Source organism: Variovorax sp. FW301-JW7, from assembly GCF_058788795.1.
Genome location: NZ_JBYTBC010000001.1, coordinates 279,312 through 296,946 on the forward strand (window position 1 = coordinate 279,312; position 17,635 = coordinate 296,946).

The 17,635-nt window shown below is 70.4% G+C and carries 12 protein-coding genes and 1 riboswitch; of the genes, 10 read left to right on the forward strand and 2 right to left on the reverse strand.

The genetic code is table 11. The features are described from left to right. Positions 1–4: 4 nt before the first annotated feature. Complete coding sequence (gene katG, locus AC3WQM_RS01105) at positions 5–2,263, reverse strand: catalase/peroxidase HPI (protein ID WP_492676585.1); 2,259 nt, start codon at positions 2,261–2,263, stop codon at positions 5–7. Positions 2,264–2,446: 183 nt separating this feature from the next. On the opposite strand from katG, the gene AC3WQM_RS01110 reads away from it, so the two are divergent. Beyond that, positions 2,447–4,150 (forward strand): cation:proton antiporter domain-containing protein, encoded by a 1,704-nt coding sequence (locus AC3WQM_RS01110; RefSeq protein WP_492676586.1) that lies wholly within the window; start codon positions 2,447–2,449, stop codon positions 4,148–4,150. Positions 4,151–4,253: 103 nt separating this feature from the next. Continuing rightward, on the forward strand, positions 4,254–5,123 hold the full coding sequence (locus tag AC3WQM_RS01115) for an EI24 domain-containing protein (RefSeq protein ID WP_492676587.1): 870 nt from the start codon (positions 4,254–4,256) through the stop codon (positions 5,121–5,123). Here AC3WQM_RS01115 and AC3WQM_RS01120 read toward each other — a convergent pair. Continuing rightward, positions 5,093–5,500, reverse strand: a complete 408-nt coding sequence (locus tag AC3WQM_RS01120) for a hypothetical protein (RefSeq protein WP_489058506.1) — start codon at positions 5,498–5,500, stop codon at positions 5,093–5,095. The genes AC3WQM_RS01115 and AC3WQM_RS01120 overlap by 31 nt on opposite strands. 149 nt (positions 5,501–5,649) lie before the next feature. On the opposite strand from AC3WQM_RS01120, the gene AC3WQM_RS01125 reads away from it, so the two are divergent. The 8 genes from AC3WQM_RS01125 (at position 5,650) to AC3WQM_RS01160 (ending at position 17,538) form a co-directional block, all read left to right on the forward strand. Further along, positions 5,650–5,871 carry a hypothetical protein gene (locus AC3WQM_RS01125; RefSeq protein WP_489058505.1) on the forward strand — a complete coding sequence of 74 codons (222 nt, stop codon included), beginning with the start codon at positions 5,650–5,652 and terminating at the stop codon, positions 5,869–5,871. 81 nt (positions 5,872–5,952) lie between these two features. Next, positions 5,953–6,235, forward strand: a riboswitch (cobalamin riboswitch). Between the two features lie 130 nt (positions 6,236–6,365). Beyond that, positions 6,366–8,549: a TonB-dependent receptor gene (locus tag AC3WQM_RS01130; protein WP_492676588.1), complete on the forward strand. Its 2,184-nt coding sequence runs from the start codon at positions 6,366–6,368 to the stop codon at positions 8,547–8,549. Positions 8,550–8,559: 10 nt separating this feature from the next. Next, positions 8,560–10,098: a PepSY domain-containing protein gene (locus AC3WQM_RS01135; protein ID WP_492676590.1), complete on the forward strand. Its 1,539-nt coding sequence runs from the start codon at positions 8,560–8,562 to the stop codon at positions 10,096–10,098. A gap of 73 nt (positions 10,099–10,171) precedes the next feature. Then, positions 10,172–10,849 carry an energy-coupling factor ABC transporter permease gene (locus tag AC3WQM_RS01140; RefSeq protein WP_492676591.1) on the forward strand — a complete coding sequence of 226 codons (678 nt, stop codon included), beginning with the start codon at positions 10,172–10,174 and terminating at the stop codon, positions 10,847–10,849. Positions 10,850–10,963: 114 nt separating this feature from the next. After that, complete coding sequence (gene cobW, locus AC3WQM_RS01145) at positions 10,964–12,028, forward strand: cobalamin biosynthesis protein CobW (RefSeq protein ID WP_492676592.1); 1,065 nt, start codon at positions 10,964–10,966, stop codon at positions 12,026–12,028. Between the two features lie 4 nt (positions 12,029–12,032). Beyond that, on the forward strand, positions 12,033–15,845 hold the full coding sequence (gene cobN / locus AC3WQM_RS01150; RefSeq protein ID WP_492676593.1) for a cobaltochelatase subunit CobN: 3,813 nt from the start codon (positions 12,033–12,035) through the stop codon (positions 15,843–15,845). Continuing rightward, on the forward strand, positions 15,842–16,900 hold the full coding sequence (locus tag AC3WQM_RS01155) for a magnesium chelatase ATPase subunit I (RefSeq protein ID WP_492676594.1): 1,059 nt from the start codon (positions 15,842–15,844) through the stop codon (positions 16,898–16,900). Before cobN ends, AC3WQM_RS01155 begins: the two co-directional genes overlap by 4 nt. Positions 16,901–16,983: 83 nt before the next feature. Further along, positions 16,984–17,538 (forward strand): vWA domain-containing protein, encoded by a 555-nt coding sequence (locus AC3WQM_RS01160; RefSeq protein ID WP_492676595.1) that lies wholly within the window; start codon positions 16,984–16,986, stop codon positions 17,536–17,538. Positions 17,539–17,635 lie beyond the last annotated feature (97 nt).

Below are 17,635 nucleotides of genomic sequence, written 5' to 3' on the forward strand. Positions count from 1 at the left end.
CGCCTCAGGCGAGATCGAAACGGTCCAGGTTCATCACCTTGGTCCAGGCGGCCACGAAGTCGTCGATGAACTTCTGCTGGCTGTCGGACGCGCCGTAGACCTCGGCGACGGCGCGCAGCTGCGCGTTGGAGCCGAACACCAGGTCGACGCGCGTGCCGGTCCACTTGAGGGCGCCGGTCTTGCGGTCGCGGCCTTCGTACTCTTCCTTGGTGTCCGACACCGCCTTCCACTCCGTGCCCATGTCGAGCAGGTTGACGAAGTAGTCGTTGCTCAGCGTGCCGGGCGTCTTCGTGAAGACGCCGTGGCGCGTCTGGCCGACGTTGGTGTCGAGTACGCGCAGGCCGCCGACCAGCACGGTCATCTCGGGCGCCGTGAGCGTGAGCAGCTGCGCCTTGTCGATCAGCAGCGCTTCGCCGGGCACGCTGTAGCGGCCCTTCAGGTAGTTGCGGAAGCCGTCGGCCGCGGGCTCCAGCGGCTCGAACGAGGGCACGTCGGTCTGCTCTTGCGAGGTGTCGGCGCGGCCCGGCGAGAAGGGCACCTTCACTTCACGCCCGCCGTTGCGCGCGGCCTGTTCCACGCCCGCACCACCGGCCAGCACGATCAGGTCGGCCAGCGAGATCTTCTTGCCGCCGGTCTGCGCCGCGTTGAACTCGCTCTGGATGCCTTCGAGCACCTTCAGCACCTGGGCCAGCTGCGCGGGCTGGTTGACGGCCCAGTCCTTCTGCGGGGCGAGCCGGACGCGGGCGCCGTTGGCACCGCCGCGCATGTCGGAGCCGCGGAAGGTGGAGGCCGAGGCCCACGCGGTCGACACCAGCTGCGCGGGCGTGAGGCCCGAGGCCAGCACCTTCTTCGTCAGCGCCGCGACGTCGTTGGCGTCGACCAGCGGATGGTCGACGGCCGGGATCGGGTCTTGCCAGATCAGCTCTTCGGCCGGCACCTCGGGCCCGAGGTAGCGGGCGCGCGGGCCCATGTCGCGGTGCGTGAGCTTGAACCAGGCGCGCGCGAAGGCGTCGGCGAGCTGGTCGGGGTTCGCCAGGAAGCGGCGCGAAATTTTTTCGTAGGCCGGGTCCAGGCGCAGCGACAGGTCGGTCGTGAGCATGGTCGGCGCGTGGCGCTTGGAGGCGTCGTGCGCGTCGGGAATGGTGCCGGCACCGGCGCCGCCCTTGGCCACCCACTGGTGCGCGCCGGCGGGGCTCTTGGTCAGCTCCCATTCGTAGCCGAACAGGTTCTCGAAGAAGTTGTTGCTCCACTTCGTGGGCGTGGTGGTCCACGTCACTTCGAGGCCGCTGGTGATGGTGTCGCCGCCCTTGCCGGTGCCGAAGCTGTTCTTCCAGCCGAAGCCCTGTTCCTCGAGGCCGGCGGCTTCGGGTTCCTTGCCGACGTTCGAGGCCGGCCCCGCGCCGTGGGTCTTGCCGAAGGTGTGGCCGCCGGCGATGAGCGCCACGGTTTCCTCGTCGTCCATGGCCATGCGGGCGAAGGTGTCGCGGATGTCGTGGGCCGCGGCGATCGGGTCGGGGTTGCCGTCCGGGCCCTCGGGGTTCACGTAGATCAGGCCCATCTGCACTGCGCCCAGCGGGTTCTCGAGCTTGCGGGTGTGCGCCACCTTGCTGTCGTCGTCCTTCACGAGCACGCCGCGGTCCTTCTCGACGCCGGGCGAGCCCTGCGCGTAGCGCACGTCGCCGCCCAGCCAGGTCTTCTCGCGGCCCCAGTACACGTCCTGGTCGGGTTCCCACACGTCGGGGCGGCCACCGGCGAAGCCGAAGGTCTTGAAGCCCATGGTTTCGAGCGCGACGTTGCCGGTGAGGATCAACAGGTCGGCCCAGGAAATCTTCTGGCCGTACTTCTGCTTGATTGGCCACAGCAGGCGGCGCGCCTTGTCCAGGCTCACGTTGTCGGGCCAGCTGTTGAGCGGCGCGAAGCGCTGCTGCCCGCGGCCGGCGCCGCCGCGGCCGTCGCCGATGCGGTAGGTGCCGGCGCTGTGCCAGGCCATGCGGATGAAGAGCGGGCCGTAGTGGCCGAAGTCGGCGGGCCACCAGTCCTGCGAGTCGGTCATCAGTGCGGCGAGGTCTTTCTTCACCGCGGCGAGGTCGAGGCTCTGGAAGGCCTTGGCGTAGTCGAAACCGGTGCCCAGGGGATCGGATTTGGAGGAGTGCTGGTGCAGCAGGTCCAGGCGCAGCTGCTCGGGCCACCAGTCGCGGTTCGTGGTGCCGGCGCCGGTGGCCTGGCTGAACGGGCACTTCGCTTCGGTTTTCTCGTTGCTCATGGGGAGGCTCCTGTTGTTGGGGGGACGGGGGGACCGCTCAAATTCTGGATGAGAAAGGTGTCGATGCGAATAGAAGTGCTTTATGCCTACGATAGTTCGCGTCGCTTCCGTAGGGGTGTAGACGCAGGCCCGTAGAAGCCTGCGGGCTTCAAAGGTTGGGGGCCGTTCCTGCAAAATGGACCGATGCCCCACAGCGTCTCCCTCATCAATACGATTGCCGCCGGCCTGGGGTTGGCGCTGGTGTTCGGCTTTCTCGCGGCGCGGCTGCGGCTGCCAGCGCTGGTGGGGTACCTCCTGGCGGGCGTGATCATCGGCCCGTTCACGCCCGGCTTCGTGGCCGACGCCGGCATTGCCGCGCAGCTGGCCGAGATCGGCGTGATGTTGCTGATGTTCGGCGTGGGCCTGCATTTTTCGCTGGCCGACCTGCTCGCGGTGCGCAAGATCGCGCTGCCCGGCGCCATCGCGCAGATCGTCGTCGCCACGCTGCTCGGCGGCGGCCTGGCCGTGTGGTGGGGCTGGAGTTGGGGCGCGGCGCTGGTGTTCGGGCTGGCGCTGTCGGTGGCGAGCACGGTGGTGCTGCTGCGCGCGCTCGAGAGCCTGGGCATCCTCGATTCCTTTACTGGCCGCATCGCCATCGGCTGGCTGGTAGTCGAAGACCTCGCGATGGTGCTGGTGCTCGTGCTGTTGCCGCCGCTGGCGGGCGCGCTGGGCGGCGCCAATGCCGAGACCAACGGCGCGCCGGTCTGGCAGACGCTGGGCCTCACACTGCTGCAGGTTGGCGGTTTCGTGTTGCTGATGCTGGTGGTCGGGCGGCGCGTGTTCCCGTGGATCCTCTGGCAGGTCACGCGCACCGGTTCGCGCGAGCTGTTCACGCTGTGCGTGGTGGCGGCGGCCGTGAGCATCGCCTTTGCCTCGGCGGCGCTGTTCGGCGTGTCGTTCGCGCTGGGCGCCTTCTTCGCCGGCATGGTGATGCGCGAGTCGCAGTTCAGCCACCGCGCGGCGCAGGAATCGCTGCCGTTGCGCGATGCGTTCGCCGTGCTGTTCTTCGTGTCGGTCGGCATGCTGTTCGACCCCTCGGTGCTGCTGGAGCGCCCGCTGCAGGTGCTGGCCGTGGTGCTGGTGATCGTGCTGGGCAAGTCGCTCGCGGCCTGTGCGCTGGTGCTGGTGTTCCGCTACCCGCTGGCCACCGCACTCACGGTGAGCGCGAGCCTGGCGCAGATCGGCGAGTTCTCGTTCATCCTGGCCGGGCTGGGCGTGTCGCTCGGCCTGCTGCCGGTGGAAGGGCAGAGCCTGGTGCTGGCGGGCGCGCTGATCTCCATCGCCACCAACCCGCTGTGGTTCAGCCTGATCGCGCCGCTGCAGAAATGGCTGCACGCGCATTCGAAGTTCGCACGCGAGCTGGACGCGCGCAGCGACCCGCTGGCCGAACTGCCGATGACCACCGAGGCCAAGTACCTGTCGCGCCAGGTGGTGCTGGTCGGCTACGGCCGGGTGGGCCGGCGCATCGCCGCCGAGCTCGAGACGAACGACATCCCCTACGTGGTGGCCGAGCAGAACCGCGAGCTGGTGGAGAAGCTGCGCGAGGCCGGCATTCCGGCCGTGTGGGGCGACGCGGCCGACCCGGCGGTGCTGATCCAGGCGCACGTGGCGCGCGCCCGCGTGCTCGTGGTGGCCACGCCCGACGCCATGAACGTGCGCCAGATGATCGAAACCGCGCGCACGCTGAACCCCACCATCCAGACCGTGGTGCGCAGCCACAACGAGCAGGAAGCCCGCCTGCTGGCCGCCGAAACCGATGCGAAGGTGTTCCTGGGCGAACAGGAACTCGCCCAGGCCATGGCCCGCGATGTGGTGCAGCGCGCCGCCGCGATGGCGGTGCCGGCCTGAGGGCCGGCTGCCTGCGCTCGTCGCGGGTCGCGCCGGTCGGGAGTCATCTCCCCGGCCACGGCATGCATCCGCGCTTTTCACCGATCTCCTTTTTTCTCATCCCATGTCACTGAAAGCCCGATGGCATTCGTTGCTCGGCGCGGTGCGCGAGTCCCTGGTCTGCCTCGCGCTGGCCTTTCGCTCCAGCCTGCGTCCGGGCATCGTGCTGCGTTCCGCGGGCCTGTGCCTGCTGGTCTTCGCCGTGTGGAGTTGGGTGTTCTACCGTCACTTCCAGCCGATCGGAATGGCGGCCGGCGTGGTGTCGGTCTTCGTCGTGATGGGCGGGGCGGTGCTCGGCCTGCTGCCCGGCACGGGAGGCACCGGAGGGAGCGTCGCGGGCATGGCGGGCATCGCGCCTGCGCTGGCGATGCTGCTGGTCTACGCGGCGGTGCTCACGGCCGCGGTGCTGGTGGTGATGTACGTCGGTGTCATCGTCGCCACCATCCGCCTGGCGTTGCGCTGGGTGCTGCTGGGCCCGGTGCGCGCGCGCGTGCAGGCGCGCTACCCGGCGCTGCTGGCGCAGCCGCGGCCCGGGCCCTCGGGCTGGCTGGCCGGCGTGCGCGGGTGGCTGGGGCCGTGGCTGGGCGCGAGCCTGGGGATGCTGCTGTGCCTGCTGGTGCCGGTGGTCAACGGCGTGTTGCTGTTCCTGCTGCTCGCCTACCTCAACGTGCGCTTCCTGCTGGGGCCCGCGCTGGCCGGCATCGCGAACGGCGAGGAGCGCATGCGGGTCGTGCGCCGCCAGCGCGGTGCGATGGTGGTGTTCGGCGTGCTGATCCTGCTGCTGGCGCTGGTGCCGGTGGTGAATCTGCTGCTGCCGGCGTTGCTGGGCGCAGGCGCCTGCCACCTCGGCTACCGAGGGATGGAGGCAGAGCGCCGGGCTGACACCGGCGCTTCAGCCGGCGTTCAAAGGTCCTCGATCACCAGCGTGCGGTAGCGCTCGGCGATCGAGTAGGGCACGGTACGCACCAGTTCCATCACGCGCTCCGTGATGGCGCCGTCCTTGGTGCGGATCAAGAGGCCCGTGTGGCCTTCCTGGGCCAGCTCGATGAAGGCGCGCACCGTGGCGCCGTCGGTGCCGGCGGAAGGCAGGGGGCTGTGCGAGGCATGCACGGTCGGCGCGATTTCCGCCAGGACGGTTTCGGCCGGTATCAGGTAGACCTCGTCGCCGCTCACGATGCCTTTCTCGATCAGCCCGTGGCCGATGCGGCTGGCGTCTTCGATGCTCGGGAACATCACCAGGGAGAAGCCGGTCGGGTAGAACGCGCCGCCGAAACTGGCGCGCATGTTGGGTTCAAGCGTGAAATGTTTCATGCTGACTCCTTGTTCTGATGCAGCTCCCCACCCCTAACATTAGGCTGCGCGGCGTCCAAGCACTGTAGGAGAAGCCCTAGTACTGACAACCGCGCCGGCCCCCAGCCCGTTCAAAGGCGGGTTCATTCCCTGTTTCATTTCTGACCGTCATGCCTTCGCCCAGAGACATCGCACTCACCGTCCACGAACTGGAAGAAGGGGAGTTCTACTGGGTGCTGATGGAGGCTGTGGACGGCTCGCCCGGCGACATCACCCATGAGTACGCGCCGCTCGAAGCCGCCCACACGCCCTACGCCACCTATTCGAACGCGCTGGTGGCCGGCGTGGCGGTGCTGCGGCGGCTGTTCGGGCCCGACGGCAAGCCCGCCTGACGGGGCCCGCAAGGGCGCCGCCGCAGGGCGCTCCCTATAATCCCGGCGGTTGGAAACATTGGTTCACACCGGTGTCGTCCAACACCCCACGGTTCGAAGGTGCCCTGCACGACCAGTCACAGGATTGGCGGCGGGGTTAAACGGGAAGCAGGTGCGAGGCGTCGTTTTTTCGAACGACCCTTCCATTCCTGCGCTGCCCCCGCAACGGTCAGCGGACATCGACACCCTCAGGCCCCGGCGATCTTTCGCTGGGGCAGCCACTGCGCTTCGGCGTGGGAAGGCGAGGGCTTCGGCGTCGAGGTGCATGCATTGCACCCCGACGCACTCCGCGAGCCCGGATACCGGCCTTCGCAACCGCCTTCGGATGCTGCGGGAGTGCGTGTCCGGGCCTGCCGCTTTTCCCTCGCGCGAAACGGCACCGCCCCTCTCTCTTCTCCCTCGGCGTCCTCGATCGGTCAGGAGCCTGCGGGGACGCAGGCCGGAGGAGAAATCGGATGAATCAGGCATCGCTGCCCTTGCGCGATCGCCCGGGCCTGCCCCTGCAACGGGCACGCCTTTCGGGTCTTTCAGGCATTTCGTTGGGGCTCGGCCTCGCATGCGGGCCAGCGCTCGCCCAGTCGGGCGACACGGCCGGCCGCCCCAGCCTCACGCCCGTGCAGGTCGAAGCCAGCCGCCACACGCCGCTGGCCCTGGACGAACCCACGCAGACCGGCAGTCGCCTGGGCCTCACGCCGCTCGAAACACCGGCCAGCATCGAGGTGCTGACCGGCGACACCATCCGCGCGCGCGGCGACGTGTCGGTGGTCGAGGCCGCGAGCCGTGCCACCGGCATCACGGGTTCGCCCGCGCCGGGCAACGGCGGCTCGGCGCTATCGGCGCGCGGCTTCAACGGCCATGGCTCGGTGATGCAGCTGTACGACGGCACGCGCTTGTACGTGGGCGCGGGCACCGTCACCTTCCCGTTCGACACCTGGTCGACCGACCGCATCGAGGTGCTGCGCGGCGCGGCCTCGGTGATGTTCGGCGAAGGCGCCATCGGCGGCGCGATCAACGTGGTGCCCAAGAAGCCCACGCGCGGCCCGGTGCAGAACGAAGCACTGGTGAGCGTCGGCTCCGACGCCACGCGCCAGGTCGCCTTCGGCAGCGGCGGGGCGATCAACGACATGCTCTCGTACCGCTTCGACATCAGCCACCGCAGGACCGACGGCTTCATGTTGCGCGGCGAGGCCGAGAGCCTGGCGGTGGGCGGCGCGGTGCGGCTCGATGTGTCGCCGCGGCTGCAGTTCACGCTCTCGCACGACGAGGGCCGCCAGACGCCGCAGCGCTACTTCGGCGTGCCGCTCATCAACGGCCGCGTGAGCAGCCTGAACCGCGAACAGAACTACAACCTCGACGACGCCGAGGTCAAGTACCGCGACCGCTGGACCCGCCTCGATGCGCAGTGGACGCCCAACGACGCCGTCACCGTGCGCAACCAGCTTTATCGCCTGGACAGCAAGCGCCACTGGCGCGACAGCGAAACCTACACCTACAGCGCCACCACGAACCGCGTGACGCGCGGCGACTACCTGGAGATCGGCCACGACCAGGAGCAGATCGGCAATCGCACCGACGCCACCTTCAAGCACGCGCTGTTCGGCCTGAAGAACCAGGTGCTGGTGGGCTTCGACGCCAACCGCATCGACTTCCTGAATTCGAGCGACACGCCCTACGGCGGGCGCTCGGTGGTCGATGCCTTCGTCTTCAACCCCGGCTATTACGCTTCGCCCACGCCCTACCTGCCGCGCTACAAGACCAAGACCAGCACCTACGCCTTCTTCGCCGAAGACAAGCTGGCCTTCAACGAACACTGGTCGGTGGTCGGCAGCCTGCGCTGGGACCACGCGAAGATCGTGCGCACCGATCCGCAGAGCCGCGCTCCGCGCCTGGACAAGACCTTCGAGTACGCCACCGGCCGCCTGGGCGTGGTCTACGCACCCGATGCCGCGCAGTCGTTCTATGCGCAGGTGGCGCGCGCGGCCGATCCGCTCACCGGGCTCATCAGCACCTCGGCCACGCAGGTGCCGTTCGAGCTCAGCGTCGGCAAGCAGGTCGAGGTGGGCTACAAGCGCCAGCTGGCCGAGGGCCGCGGCGCCTGGAGCGTGGCGGCCTACCGCATCGAGAAGACCAAGCTGCTGTCGCGCGACGCGAACGACCCGACCGTCGTGCAGCAGATCGGCAAGCAGTCGTCCGAAGGCATCGAGGCCACGCTCGACCTGGCGCTGACCTCCACGTTGCGCCTCGAAGCCAACGCCGCGCGGTTGCGCGCGCGTTACGACGACTTCAATGAAGCGGTCGGCAAGTCGCTGGTCTCGCGCGCGGGCAATACGCCGGCGGGCGTGCCCCAGGTGGCGGCCAACCTGTGGCTGCACTGGCGCTTCCTGCCGCAGTGGGAGGCCGAGCTGGGCGTGCGCCACGTCGGCGCGCGGCAGGTCGATGCGGCCAACACGCGCCGCATCGGCTCCTACACCGTGGCCGACGCGGGCGTGAGCTGGCAGGCGAACCCGTCGCTCAAGCTCGCGCTGCGCGCCTTCAATCTGGCCGACCGCAAGTACCCGGTCTCGTTCTCGAACGGCGGCAACCAGTGGCTGCTGGGCCGGCCGCGCTCGTTCGAACTGTCGGCGTTCGTGACCTTCTGAGCGCGACCGCATGAGGACCGCATGGCAACGTACATGGCCCCCGCTGCGGCGGGCGCTGTACTGGACGCACCGATGGCTGGGCATCGGCGGCTGCCTGCTGTTCGTCATGTGGTTCGTCTCGGGCGTGGTCATGATGTACGTGGGGTACCCGAACCTCACGGACGAAGAGCGGCTCGCGGGGCTCGCCCCGGTGCGCCTCGAACAGGCGGTGGTCGCGCCGTCCGCCGCGCTCGATGCCTTGCCGCAAGCGGTGCGCACGCAGCCGCCCCGGCGCATGGCGCTGGAGATGCAGGCCGGCACCGACGCGCAGCCCGTGTGGCGCATCGTCGATGCGCGCGGCGGGCGGCATGCCGTGTCCGCGCGCGACGGCCATGTGCTCGGCCCGGTCGATGCGGCGCAGGCCGAGGCCATCGCTCGCGACTTCTCCGCACAGCCCGGCGCACGCTGGGCCGAGACGCTGGAGCGCGACCAGTGGACCGTGCCGCAGGGCCTGAACCCGCTGCGCCCGCTGCACCGCATCGAAGTCGGCGACGCGGCGGGCACAGAGCTGTATGTGTCCTCGCGCACCGGCGAGGTGGTGCGCGACACCACGCGCACCGAGCGCTTCTGGAACTGGCTGGGCGCCGTGCCGCACTGGATCTACTTCACGCCGCTGCGCGCCGACCCGCCGCTGTGGCACGACGTGGTCGTGTGGCTGTCGGCCGCCTGCATCGTCTCGGCCGTGACGGGCATCGTCATCGGCATCCTGCGCATCCGGCTGCGTCGACGCTTTCGCAGCGGCGCGGTCACGCCGTACACCGGCTGGATGGCCTGGCACCACATCGCCGGGCTCATCGGCGGCTTCTTCGTGCTGACCTGGATCGTGAGCGGCTGGCTGTCGATGAACCCCAACGGCTGGTTCCAGCGCGCACCCGCCGATGCGGCTGCGATGGCGCGCTACACGGGCACCGGCGCCTCGCCGTTCCCCTGGCCGCCGGCCGTGCTGCCGGCAGGCGAGGGCGCCGGCGCACCGCGTGAGGCGCTGCTGATGGGGTTCGATGGCAAGCCGCTGCTGCAACTGCGCGATGCGCAGGCCCGCGTGCGTGTGATCGATGCCGCCACCGGTGCGCCGACCGTCATCGCCCGTGACGACATCGAGCGCGCCGCCGCACGCCTGCGCCCCGGCGCCACCATCACGCAGGCCACTTTGCAGACACACGAAGACTTCCACTGGTACGGCCACCACCGCACGCGCGTGCTGCCCGTGTGGCGGCTCGAGTTCGACGACGCCGCGCGCAGCTGGCTCTACATCGACCCAACGAGCGGCCAGGTGGCCGGCAGCAACGACCGCAACGCGCGGCTGCGCCGCTGGCTCTTCAATGCCGCGCACAGCCTCGACTTTCCCTGGCTCATCCAGTACCGGCCCGCCTGGGACCTGGTGGTGTGGTTCCTGTCGATCATCGGCGCCGTCGCTTCGGCGAGCGGCGTGGTGATCGGCTGGCGGCGGCTGCGGCGCAAGCCACAGCCTTCGCCTGTTCAGCGGGGGCTGCAAGGCTCCCGGGTTTCATGACGGGGACTTGCGCAAGCCAGTCCATCCCCCAACAATCAACTTTCGCACTTCGGTGCATTTCAGGAGGTGCGCGATGCACATCGAACCCGGACTCGTCGACGGATCCAAGATCTTCCTCAGCTATGCCACAGGGGCGGCTGCGCTGGCCTACACAGGCAAAGTCGCCTTCGACACCTTGCTGAAGGACGGCCCCGTGGGCCTGTTGCTGCGCTCGGTCTTCACCGTGATGCTCGTGTTCTGCTTCTTCGAGGTGTTCCCGCACCATCCCGTGGGCGTGTCCGAGGTGCACCTGATTTTGGGCACCACGCTGATGCTGCTCTTCGGGCTCGCGCCCGCGGCCATCGGTCTGGCCGGCGGCTTGCTCATCCAGAGCCTGTTCTTCGCACCGCCTGATTTGCCGCAGTACGGCATGAACGTCACGACCTTGCTCGTGCCGCTGTTCGCGACCGCTGCGCTGGCACGCCGCATCATTCCCGCGAACATGGCCTACGTGGACATCCGCTACCAGCAGGCCTTCAAGCTGTCGGTGGCCTACCAGGGCGGCATCGTGGTGTGGGTCGGCTTCTGGGCACTCTACGGCCGCGGCACGGGCCTGGAGAACCTCAGCCAGATCGCCAGCTTCGGCGCGGCCTACATGACGGTCGTGCTGGTCGAGCCGCTGGTCGACTTGGGCGTGCTGGCCGCGGCCAAGGCCTGGCGCCGCCTGCAGGGCACGGCCCTGGTCGAGCGCCGCCTGTACAGCGCCGTCTGATTCGCGCCGGCAGCCCCTCGTTGAAGAGGGCGTGCCGTTCGCCGGCGCGTGCGCCACGCACGCGCCGCGCGCCCGATTCCCCGCGCGCCTTGCGCGCCTGAAAGCATCCATTCCATGACACAAAGCAACGCCAAGATCCCCGTCACCATCGTCACGGGCTTCCTCGGCAGCGGCAAGACCACGCTGCTGCGCCACATCCTCGGCAACGCCGAGGGCCGCCGCATCGCGGTGGTGGTCAACGAGTTCGGCGAACTCGGCATCGACGGCGACATCCTCCGTGGCTGCGGCATCGGCTGCGACGACGAAGGCAACGAGCGCGAAGGCGCGCTCTACGAGCTGGCCAACGGCTGCGTCTGCTGCACCGTGCAGGAAGAGTTCCTGCCCGTGATGCTGCAGCTGGCCGAGCGCCGCGACCAGATCGACGCCGTGCTCATCGAGACCTCGGGCCTGGCGCTGCCCAAGCCGCTGGTGCAGGCCTTCCAGTGGCCCGACATCGCGAACATCTTCACCGTCGATTCGGTGGTCACCGTGGTCGACGGCCCCGCCGCCGCGTCGGGCCAGTTCGCGGCGAATCCCGCGCAGGTCGACGTGCAGCGCCGCGCCGACCCCAACCTGGACCATGAATCGCCGCTGCACGAGCTGTTCGAAGACCAGCTCTCGGCCGCCGACCTCGTGGTGCTCAACAAGACCGACCTCATGGACGCCGCCGCGCGCGCGCAGGTCGAGGCGCTGGTGCGCGAAGAGCTGCCGCCCGAGGTGAAGATCGTCGGCGCCACCGAAGGCAAGCTGCCGCTCGCGCTGCTGCTGGGCCAGGGCCGCGCCGCCGAAAGCACCATCCACCTGCGCGAGAGCCACCACGACCACGAGGAAGACCACGACCACGACGAGTTCGACTCGCTCGTGATCGAGCTGCCGCCCGTGGACCGGGACGGTCTCATCGCCGTGCTCACCGCACTGGTCGAGCAGCACACCATCTACCGCGTGAAAGGCTTCGTCGCCGTGCCGAACAAGCCGATGCGCCTGCTGGTGCAGGGCGTGGGCCGCCGCTTCGACCACCACTTCGACCGCCGCTGGCGCGACGGCGAGGCGCAGCGCACGCGGCTCGTGTTCATCGGCGAAGACCTCGATGAAGGCGCGCTGCGCAAGGCACTGGAAGGCGTGGCGGCCGTTCCCGCCTGACCGCATGCACCTGCTGAGCACCCAGCCCGGACGCTTCGTCGAAGACGATCCGAGCGTCGTCACCCGGCTCGACCAGACGCCGGGCGACATCGTCGTGCTCAGTTCGGCCGACACCACGCTCGCGCTGCTCGCCGCCGCGCGCACGGCGCTGGCGGCCACCGACCCCGGCTACCCCTCGCTGCGGCTGGCCAACCTCATGCACCTGCGCCAGCCCGCGTCGCTCGACCTGTACGTCGACGAGGTGCTGCGGCATGCGCGCGTGGTGGTGGTCGATCACCTGGGGGCCGAATCGGCCTGGGCCTATGGGCTGCAGCAGCTCGAAAAGCTTGCGAAGCGCCAAGGCCAGCAGCTCGCGATGTTCTCGGGCGACCTGCACGAAGACGAAGACCTGCTCGCGCGCGGCACCGCGGCGCGCGGCGTGAGCCGGCAGCTGTGGCAGTACCTGCGCTCGGGCGGTGCGGGCAACGCGGCGCAGTTCCTGCGCGCGGTGGCCTTCCATGGCCTGGGCCACGGCGAGGCGCCCTTGCCGCCGCGCAGCCTGCCGCAGGTGGCGCTGCATGTGCCGGGCGGCATGGACGCGACGCACACGGTCGCGGGCATCGACGACCTGCGCGCCGGCTGGCACGCGGATGCACCCGTGGTGGCGCTGGTGTTCTACCGCTCGCACCTGCTGTCGGGCAACACCGAGGCCTTCGATGCGCTGGCCGCCGCGCTGCATGCGCAAGGACTGAACCCGCTGCCCGTGGCGCTCGATTCGCTCAAGGACCCGCTGTGCCTATCTGCGTTGCGCGCGCTGTGCACTGAGCACGACGTGCAGCTGGTGCTCAACACCACCGCCTTCGCCGCGCTGGGGCAGGGCGCTTCGGACGAAAGCGGTGAGCCTCTGGCACTCGCGGGCGATGCTCCCGTGCTGCAGGTGATCGTGAGCGGCGGCAACCGCGAGGACTGGCTTGCCGACAGCCAGGGCCTGCGCCCACGCGACATCGCGATGCAGATTGCCCTGCCCGAGATGGACGGGCGCATCGTCACGCGCGCCGTGAGCTTCAAGGGCCTGTCGCACCGCTGCGAACTCACGCAGACCGAGGTGGTCGGCTACCGGCCCGAGCCCGACCGCATCGCCTTCGTGGCCGAACTCGCGCGCCGCTGGTGCAGCCTGCGCCGCCTGCGCGCCGACGAGAAGCGCGTGGCGCTCATCCTCGCGAACTACCCCGGCAGCGAAGGCCGCATCGGCAGCGGCGTGGGGCTGGACACGCCGGCCTCGGTGATGGCCATCCTGCGCACGATGCAGGCGGAGGGCTACACGCTCGACACGCTGCCCGCGGACGGCGACGCGCTGATGCGCACGCTGCAGGAGGGCATCGCCAACGACCCCGCCCAATGGGCCGCGCGGCCCGCGTGGCAGAGCTACGCGCTCGCCGACTACCGCGCGCGCCTCGCGGCGCTGCCCGAAGGCATGGCCGCCGCCATCGACGCGCAATGGGGCCCGCCCGAAAACGACCCGATGCTGCGCCAGGGCCGCTTCATGATCGCCGGGCTGCGGCTGGGCCGCGTGTTCGTCGGCATCCAGCCCGCGCGCGCACTGGGCCCGCTGGGCCTGGCCGACTACGCGAGCTACCACGACGCCGAGCTGGTGCCGCCGCACAGCTACCTCGCGTTCTATTTCTGGCTGCGCGATGTGTTCGCCATCGACGCGGTCGTCCACGTCGGCAAGCACGGCAACCTCGAATGGCTGCCGGGCAAGAGCCTCGCGCTCGCGGCCACCTGCTGGCCCGACGCCATCCTCGGGCCGCTGCCCAACGTGTATCCCTTCATCGTCAACGACCCCGGCGAGGGCGCGCAGGCCAAGCGCCGCACGCAAGCCGTGATCGTCGACCACCTGATGCCGCCGCTCACGCGCGCCGAGAACCACGGCCCATTGCAGGACCTGGAGCGCCAGGTCGACGAGTACTACGACGCATTGCTGGTCGATGCGCGCCGCGCCAAGGTGCTGCGCGCGCAGATCCTCGCGACCGTGCGCGCGCAGCACCTGGTCGAAGAGCTGGGCCTGCCGGGCGCGGAAGACGATGCCGTGCTGGCGCGCGTCGATGCGTACCTGTGCGAACTGAAAGAAACCCAGATCCGCGACGGCCTGCATGTGTTCGGCGATTCGCCGCGCGATCGGCTGCGGCGCGACACGCTGCTCGCGCTCGCGCGCTACCCGGCCGGCGACGGCGCGGGCGAGAACGCCGGGCTGCTCGGCGCGCTCGCGGCCGACCTGTTGCCGGGCGAGGCCTTCGACCCGCTCGACATCGACGCGGCAAAGCCCTGGCACGGCGCACGGCCCGCGCTCCTGGCGGCCGTGAGCGACGAGGCCTGGCGCCACCAGGGCGACACGCGCGAGCGGCTGGAGCTGCTCGCGCAGCAACTGCTCGAAGCGGACGCCTGCCCGGCCGGACTGCCGCACACCGCCGCCGTGATGGGCCGTATCGCGCACCGTCTCGCGCCCGCGCTCGATGCGTGTGGCGGGGAAGAACTGCGTCAGCTGTCGCGCGCACTGCAAGGCCGCTTCGTGCCACCGGGCCCGAGCGGCTCGCCTTCGCGCGGCCGGCCCGACGTGCTGCCGACCGGGCGCAACTTCTACGCGGTCGACACGCGCGCCATCCCCACGCCCACGGCCTGGATGCTCGGGCTCAAGTCCGCCGCGCAGCTGGTCGAACGCCACCTGCAGGAGCACGGCGACTACCCCGTGGCGCTGGGCCTGTCGGTCTGGGGCACGGCCAGCATGCGCACCGGCGGCGACGACCTGGCGCAGGCCTTCGCGCTCATCGGCGTGCGGCCCAAGTGGGCGCCGGGCAGCCAGCGCGTGGTCGATTTCGAGGTGCTGCCCACCGTGGGCCTCGGGCGTCCGCGCATCGATGTCACGCTGCGCATCTCGGGCTTCTTCCGCGACGCCTTTCCCAATGCCGTGCAGATGTTCGACGCCGCCGTGCAGGCCGTGGCCGCGCAGGAAGACGAAGACGCCGAGCGCAACCCGATCCGCGCCCGCATCCTGCGCGAGGCCGCGGCGCTCGAAGCGCAGGGCGTGGCGCCCGGCGAGGCGCGCACGCAGGCCGGCTGGCGCGTGTTCGGTTCCGCGCCCGGCAGCTACGGCTCGGGCCTGCAGCCGCTGTTCGACCACGGCGACTGGCAGACCGACGACGACCTGTCGAAGGCCTACGTCGGCGGCAGCGCCCACGCCTACGGCCAGGGCAGCGACGGCGTGCCGGCGGGCGATGCCCTGGTGCGCCGGCTGCGCGCCATGAACGTCGTGCTGCAGAACCAGGACAGCCGCGAGCACGACCTGCTCGACTCCAACGACTACTACCAGTTCCAGGGCGGCATGGCCGCCGCCGTGCGCCACCTGAGCGGGCAGCAGCCCGCGATGTACCACGGCGACCACGGCAACCCGCAGGCGCCGCGCGTGCGCACGCTGAAGGAAGAAATCAGCCGCGTGATCCGTGCGCGCGTGGTCAACCCCAAGTGGATCGACGGCGTGAAGCGCCACGGCTACAAGGGCGCGTTCGAGATGGCCGCCACGGTCGACTACCTCTTCGGCTTCGATGCCACCGCGCGCGTGGTGGGCGACCACCAGTACGCGATGGTGGCCGACGCCTACGTGCTCGACGAGGCCACCCGCGCGTTCGTGAACGCGCACAATCCGCGCGCGCTGCAGGACATGCTCAACCGCCTGCTTGAAGCCATGCAGCGCGGCCTCTGGCAGTCGCCCGGCGACTACAAGAACCAATTGGAAAACCTGCTGCTCGACCACGAGCAGCAGATGGAAGGAAGCCCCCGATGACCACAGCCGCCCCGATGCCGGTGCCGTTCCCCTTTGCCGCGATCGCCGGCCAGCCGCAACTGCGCCAGGCGCTGCTGCTGGCCGCGGTCGATCCCGCGCTGGGCGGCGTGCTCATCGAAGGCCCGCGCGGCACCGCCAAGACCACGGCCGCGCGCGCGCTCGCCGAGCTGCTGCCCGGCGCGCCCTTCGTCACGCTGCCGCTGGGCGCGAGCCTCGAAAGCCTCGTGGGCACGCTCGACCTCGGGCAGGCGCTGGCCGGCCACGAACTGAAGTTTGCGCCGGGCCTGCTGGCGCGCGCGCATGGCGGCGTGCTGTACGTCGACGAGATCAACCTGCTGCCCGACGCGCTCATCGACTCGATGCTCGACGCGGCGGCCAGCGGCGTCAACGTGGTGGAGCGCGACGGCATTTCGCACCGGCATGCCGCGCGCTTCGTGCTCGTGGGCACCATGAACCCGGAAGAGGGCACGCTGCGCCCGCAGCTGCTCGACCGCTTCGGCCTGTGCGTGCGGCTGCGCAACCTGCAGGACGCGGCCGAGCGCCAGGCCATCGTGCGCGCGCGGCTGGCCTTCGATGCGGACCCGCAAGGCTTCCGTGCGGCACATGCGAAGGAGGAGGCCGAACTCGCGGCGGCGCTGGTGCGTGCGCGCGCGCTCGTGGCGGACGCGGCGGCTCTGCCGTATGGCGATGCGGTGCACGACGCCGTCGGCGCGCTGTGCATCGCGGCCGGCGTGGACGGCCTGCGCGCCGACCTCGTGATGCTGCGCTCGGCGCGCGCGCTCGCGGCGTGGGAAGGCGCGGCGTCGATCACCGACGACCACGTGCAGCGCGTGGCCGAGGCGGTGCTGCTGCACCGGCGCCATCCGGCGGCCGAAGCGGCGGTGGCGCCTCCGATGCCGTCGCCCGCACCTCACCGCAATCCGGGCGACGCACCTGCACGCGATGCCGGCGATGGCGACTGGGGCGCGATGCCGCCCGAGCCCGTCGGCATCGAGCGCGTGAAGCCGCTGCGCCCGTTGATCTCTGCACAGCAGGCCGTCCCAAAAAAAGCCTGAGCCTCCGGGACGCCGCACCCGCTGGCGCACGCCAGGGTGACCGGAGGCAGGGCACGCAACGGGACGCCTGGCACGGCGCCGCTGTGTCCGGCACGGCCTTCGACTGGCCGCGCACGCTCGTGGCCCGCGGCGCGGACCGGCTGCAAGCCGCGCACCTGCGCCATCGCCCGCAGGAGGCGCGCAGCGGTGCGTTGCATTGCTTCCTGCTCGACTGCTCGGCGTCGATGCGGCACGACGGCCAGTTGGCGCGCGCCAAGGGCCAACTGCTCGCGCTGATGCAGGAGGCCTACCAGCGGCGCGACCATGTGGCGCTGCTGTGCTTTGCCGGCGACGTGGTCGAGCTGCGCCTGCCGCCGCGCCGCGCCGGCGCCTGGAACGACGACTGGGTTGCGCCCATCGCGGCCGGTGGGGGCACACCGTTGGCGCTCGGCGTGCTGCGCGCGCAGCAGCTGCTGGCAAAGCACGAGACCCGCCAGCGCTGGCTTTGGCTGCTGACGGACGGCCGCAGCAGCGAAAGCCCTGCGCGCCCCGTGGCGGCGGACGTTGCCTGCGTGATGGACTTCGAGCGCGCCCGCACGCCGCTGCACCGGGCGCGGCAGCTGGCCGTGCAGTGGGACGCGCGCTACCTGAGCGCCTGAATCACAGGATCGCGGGGCGCGCCTCGGCGTTCGCGGATCGACTTGGGGTGAGAAGGGGCATCCGCCGCGCGCCGTACCGCTGCAGGCGGCGCCTTCG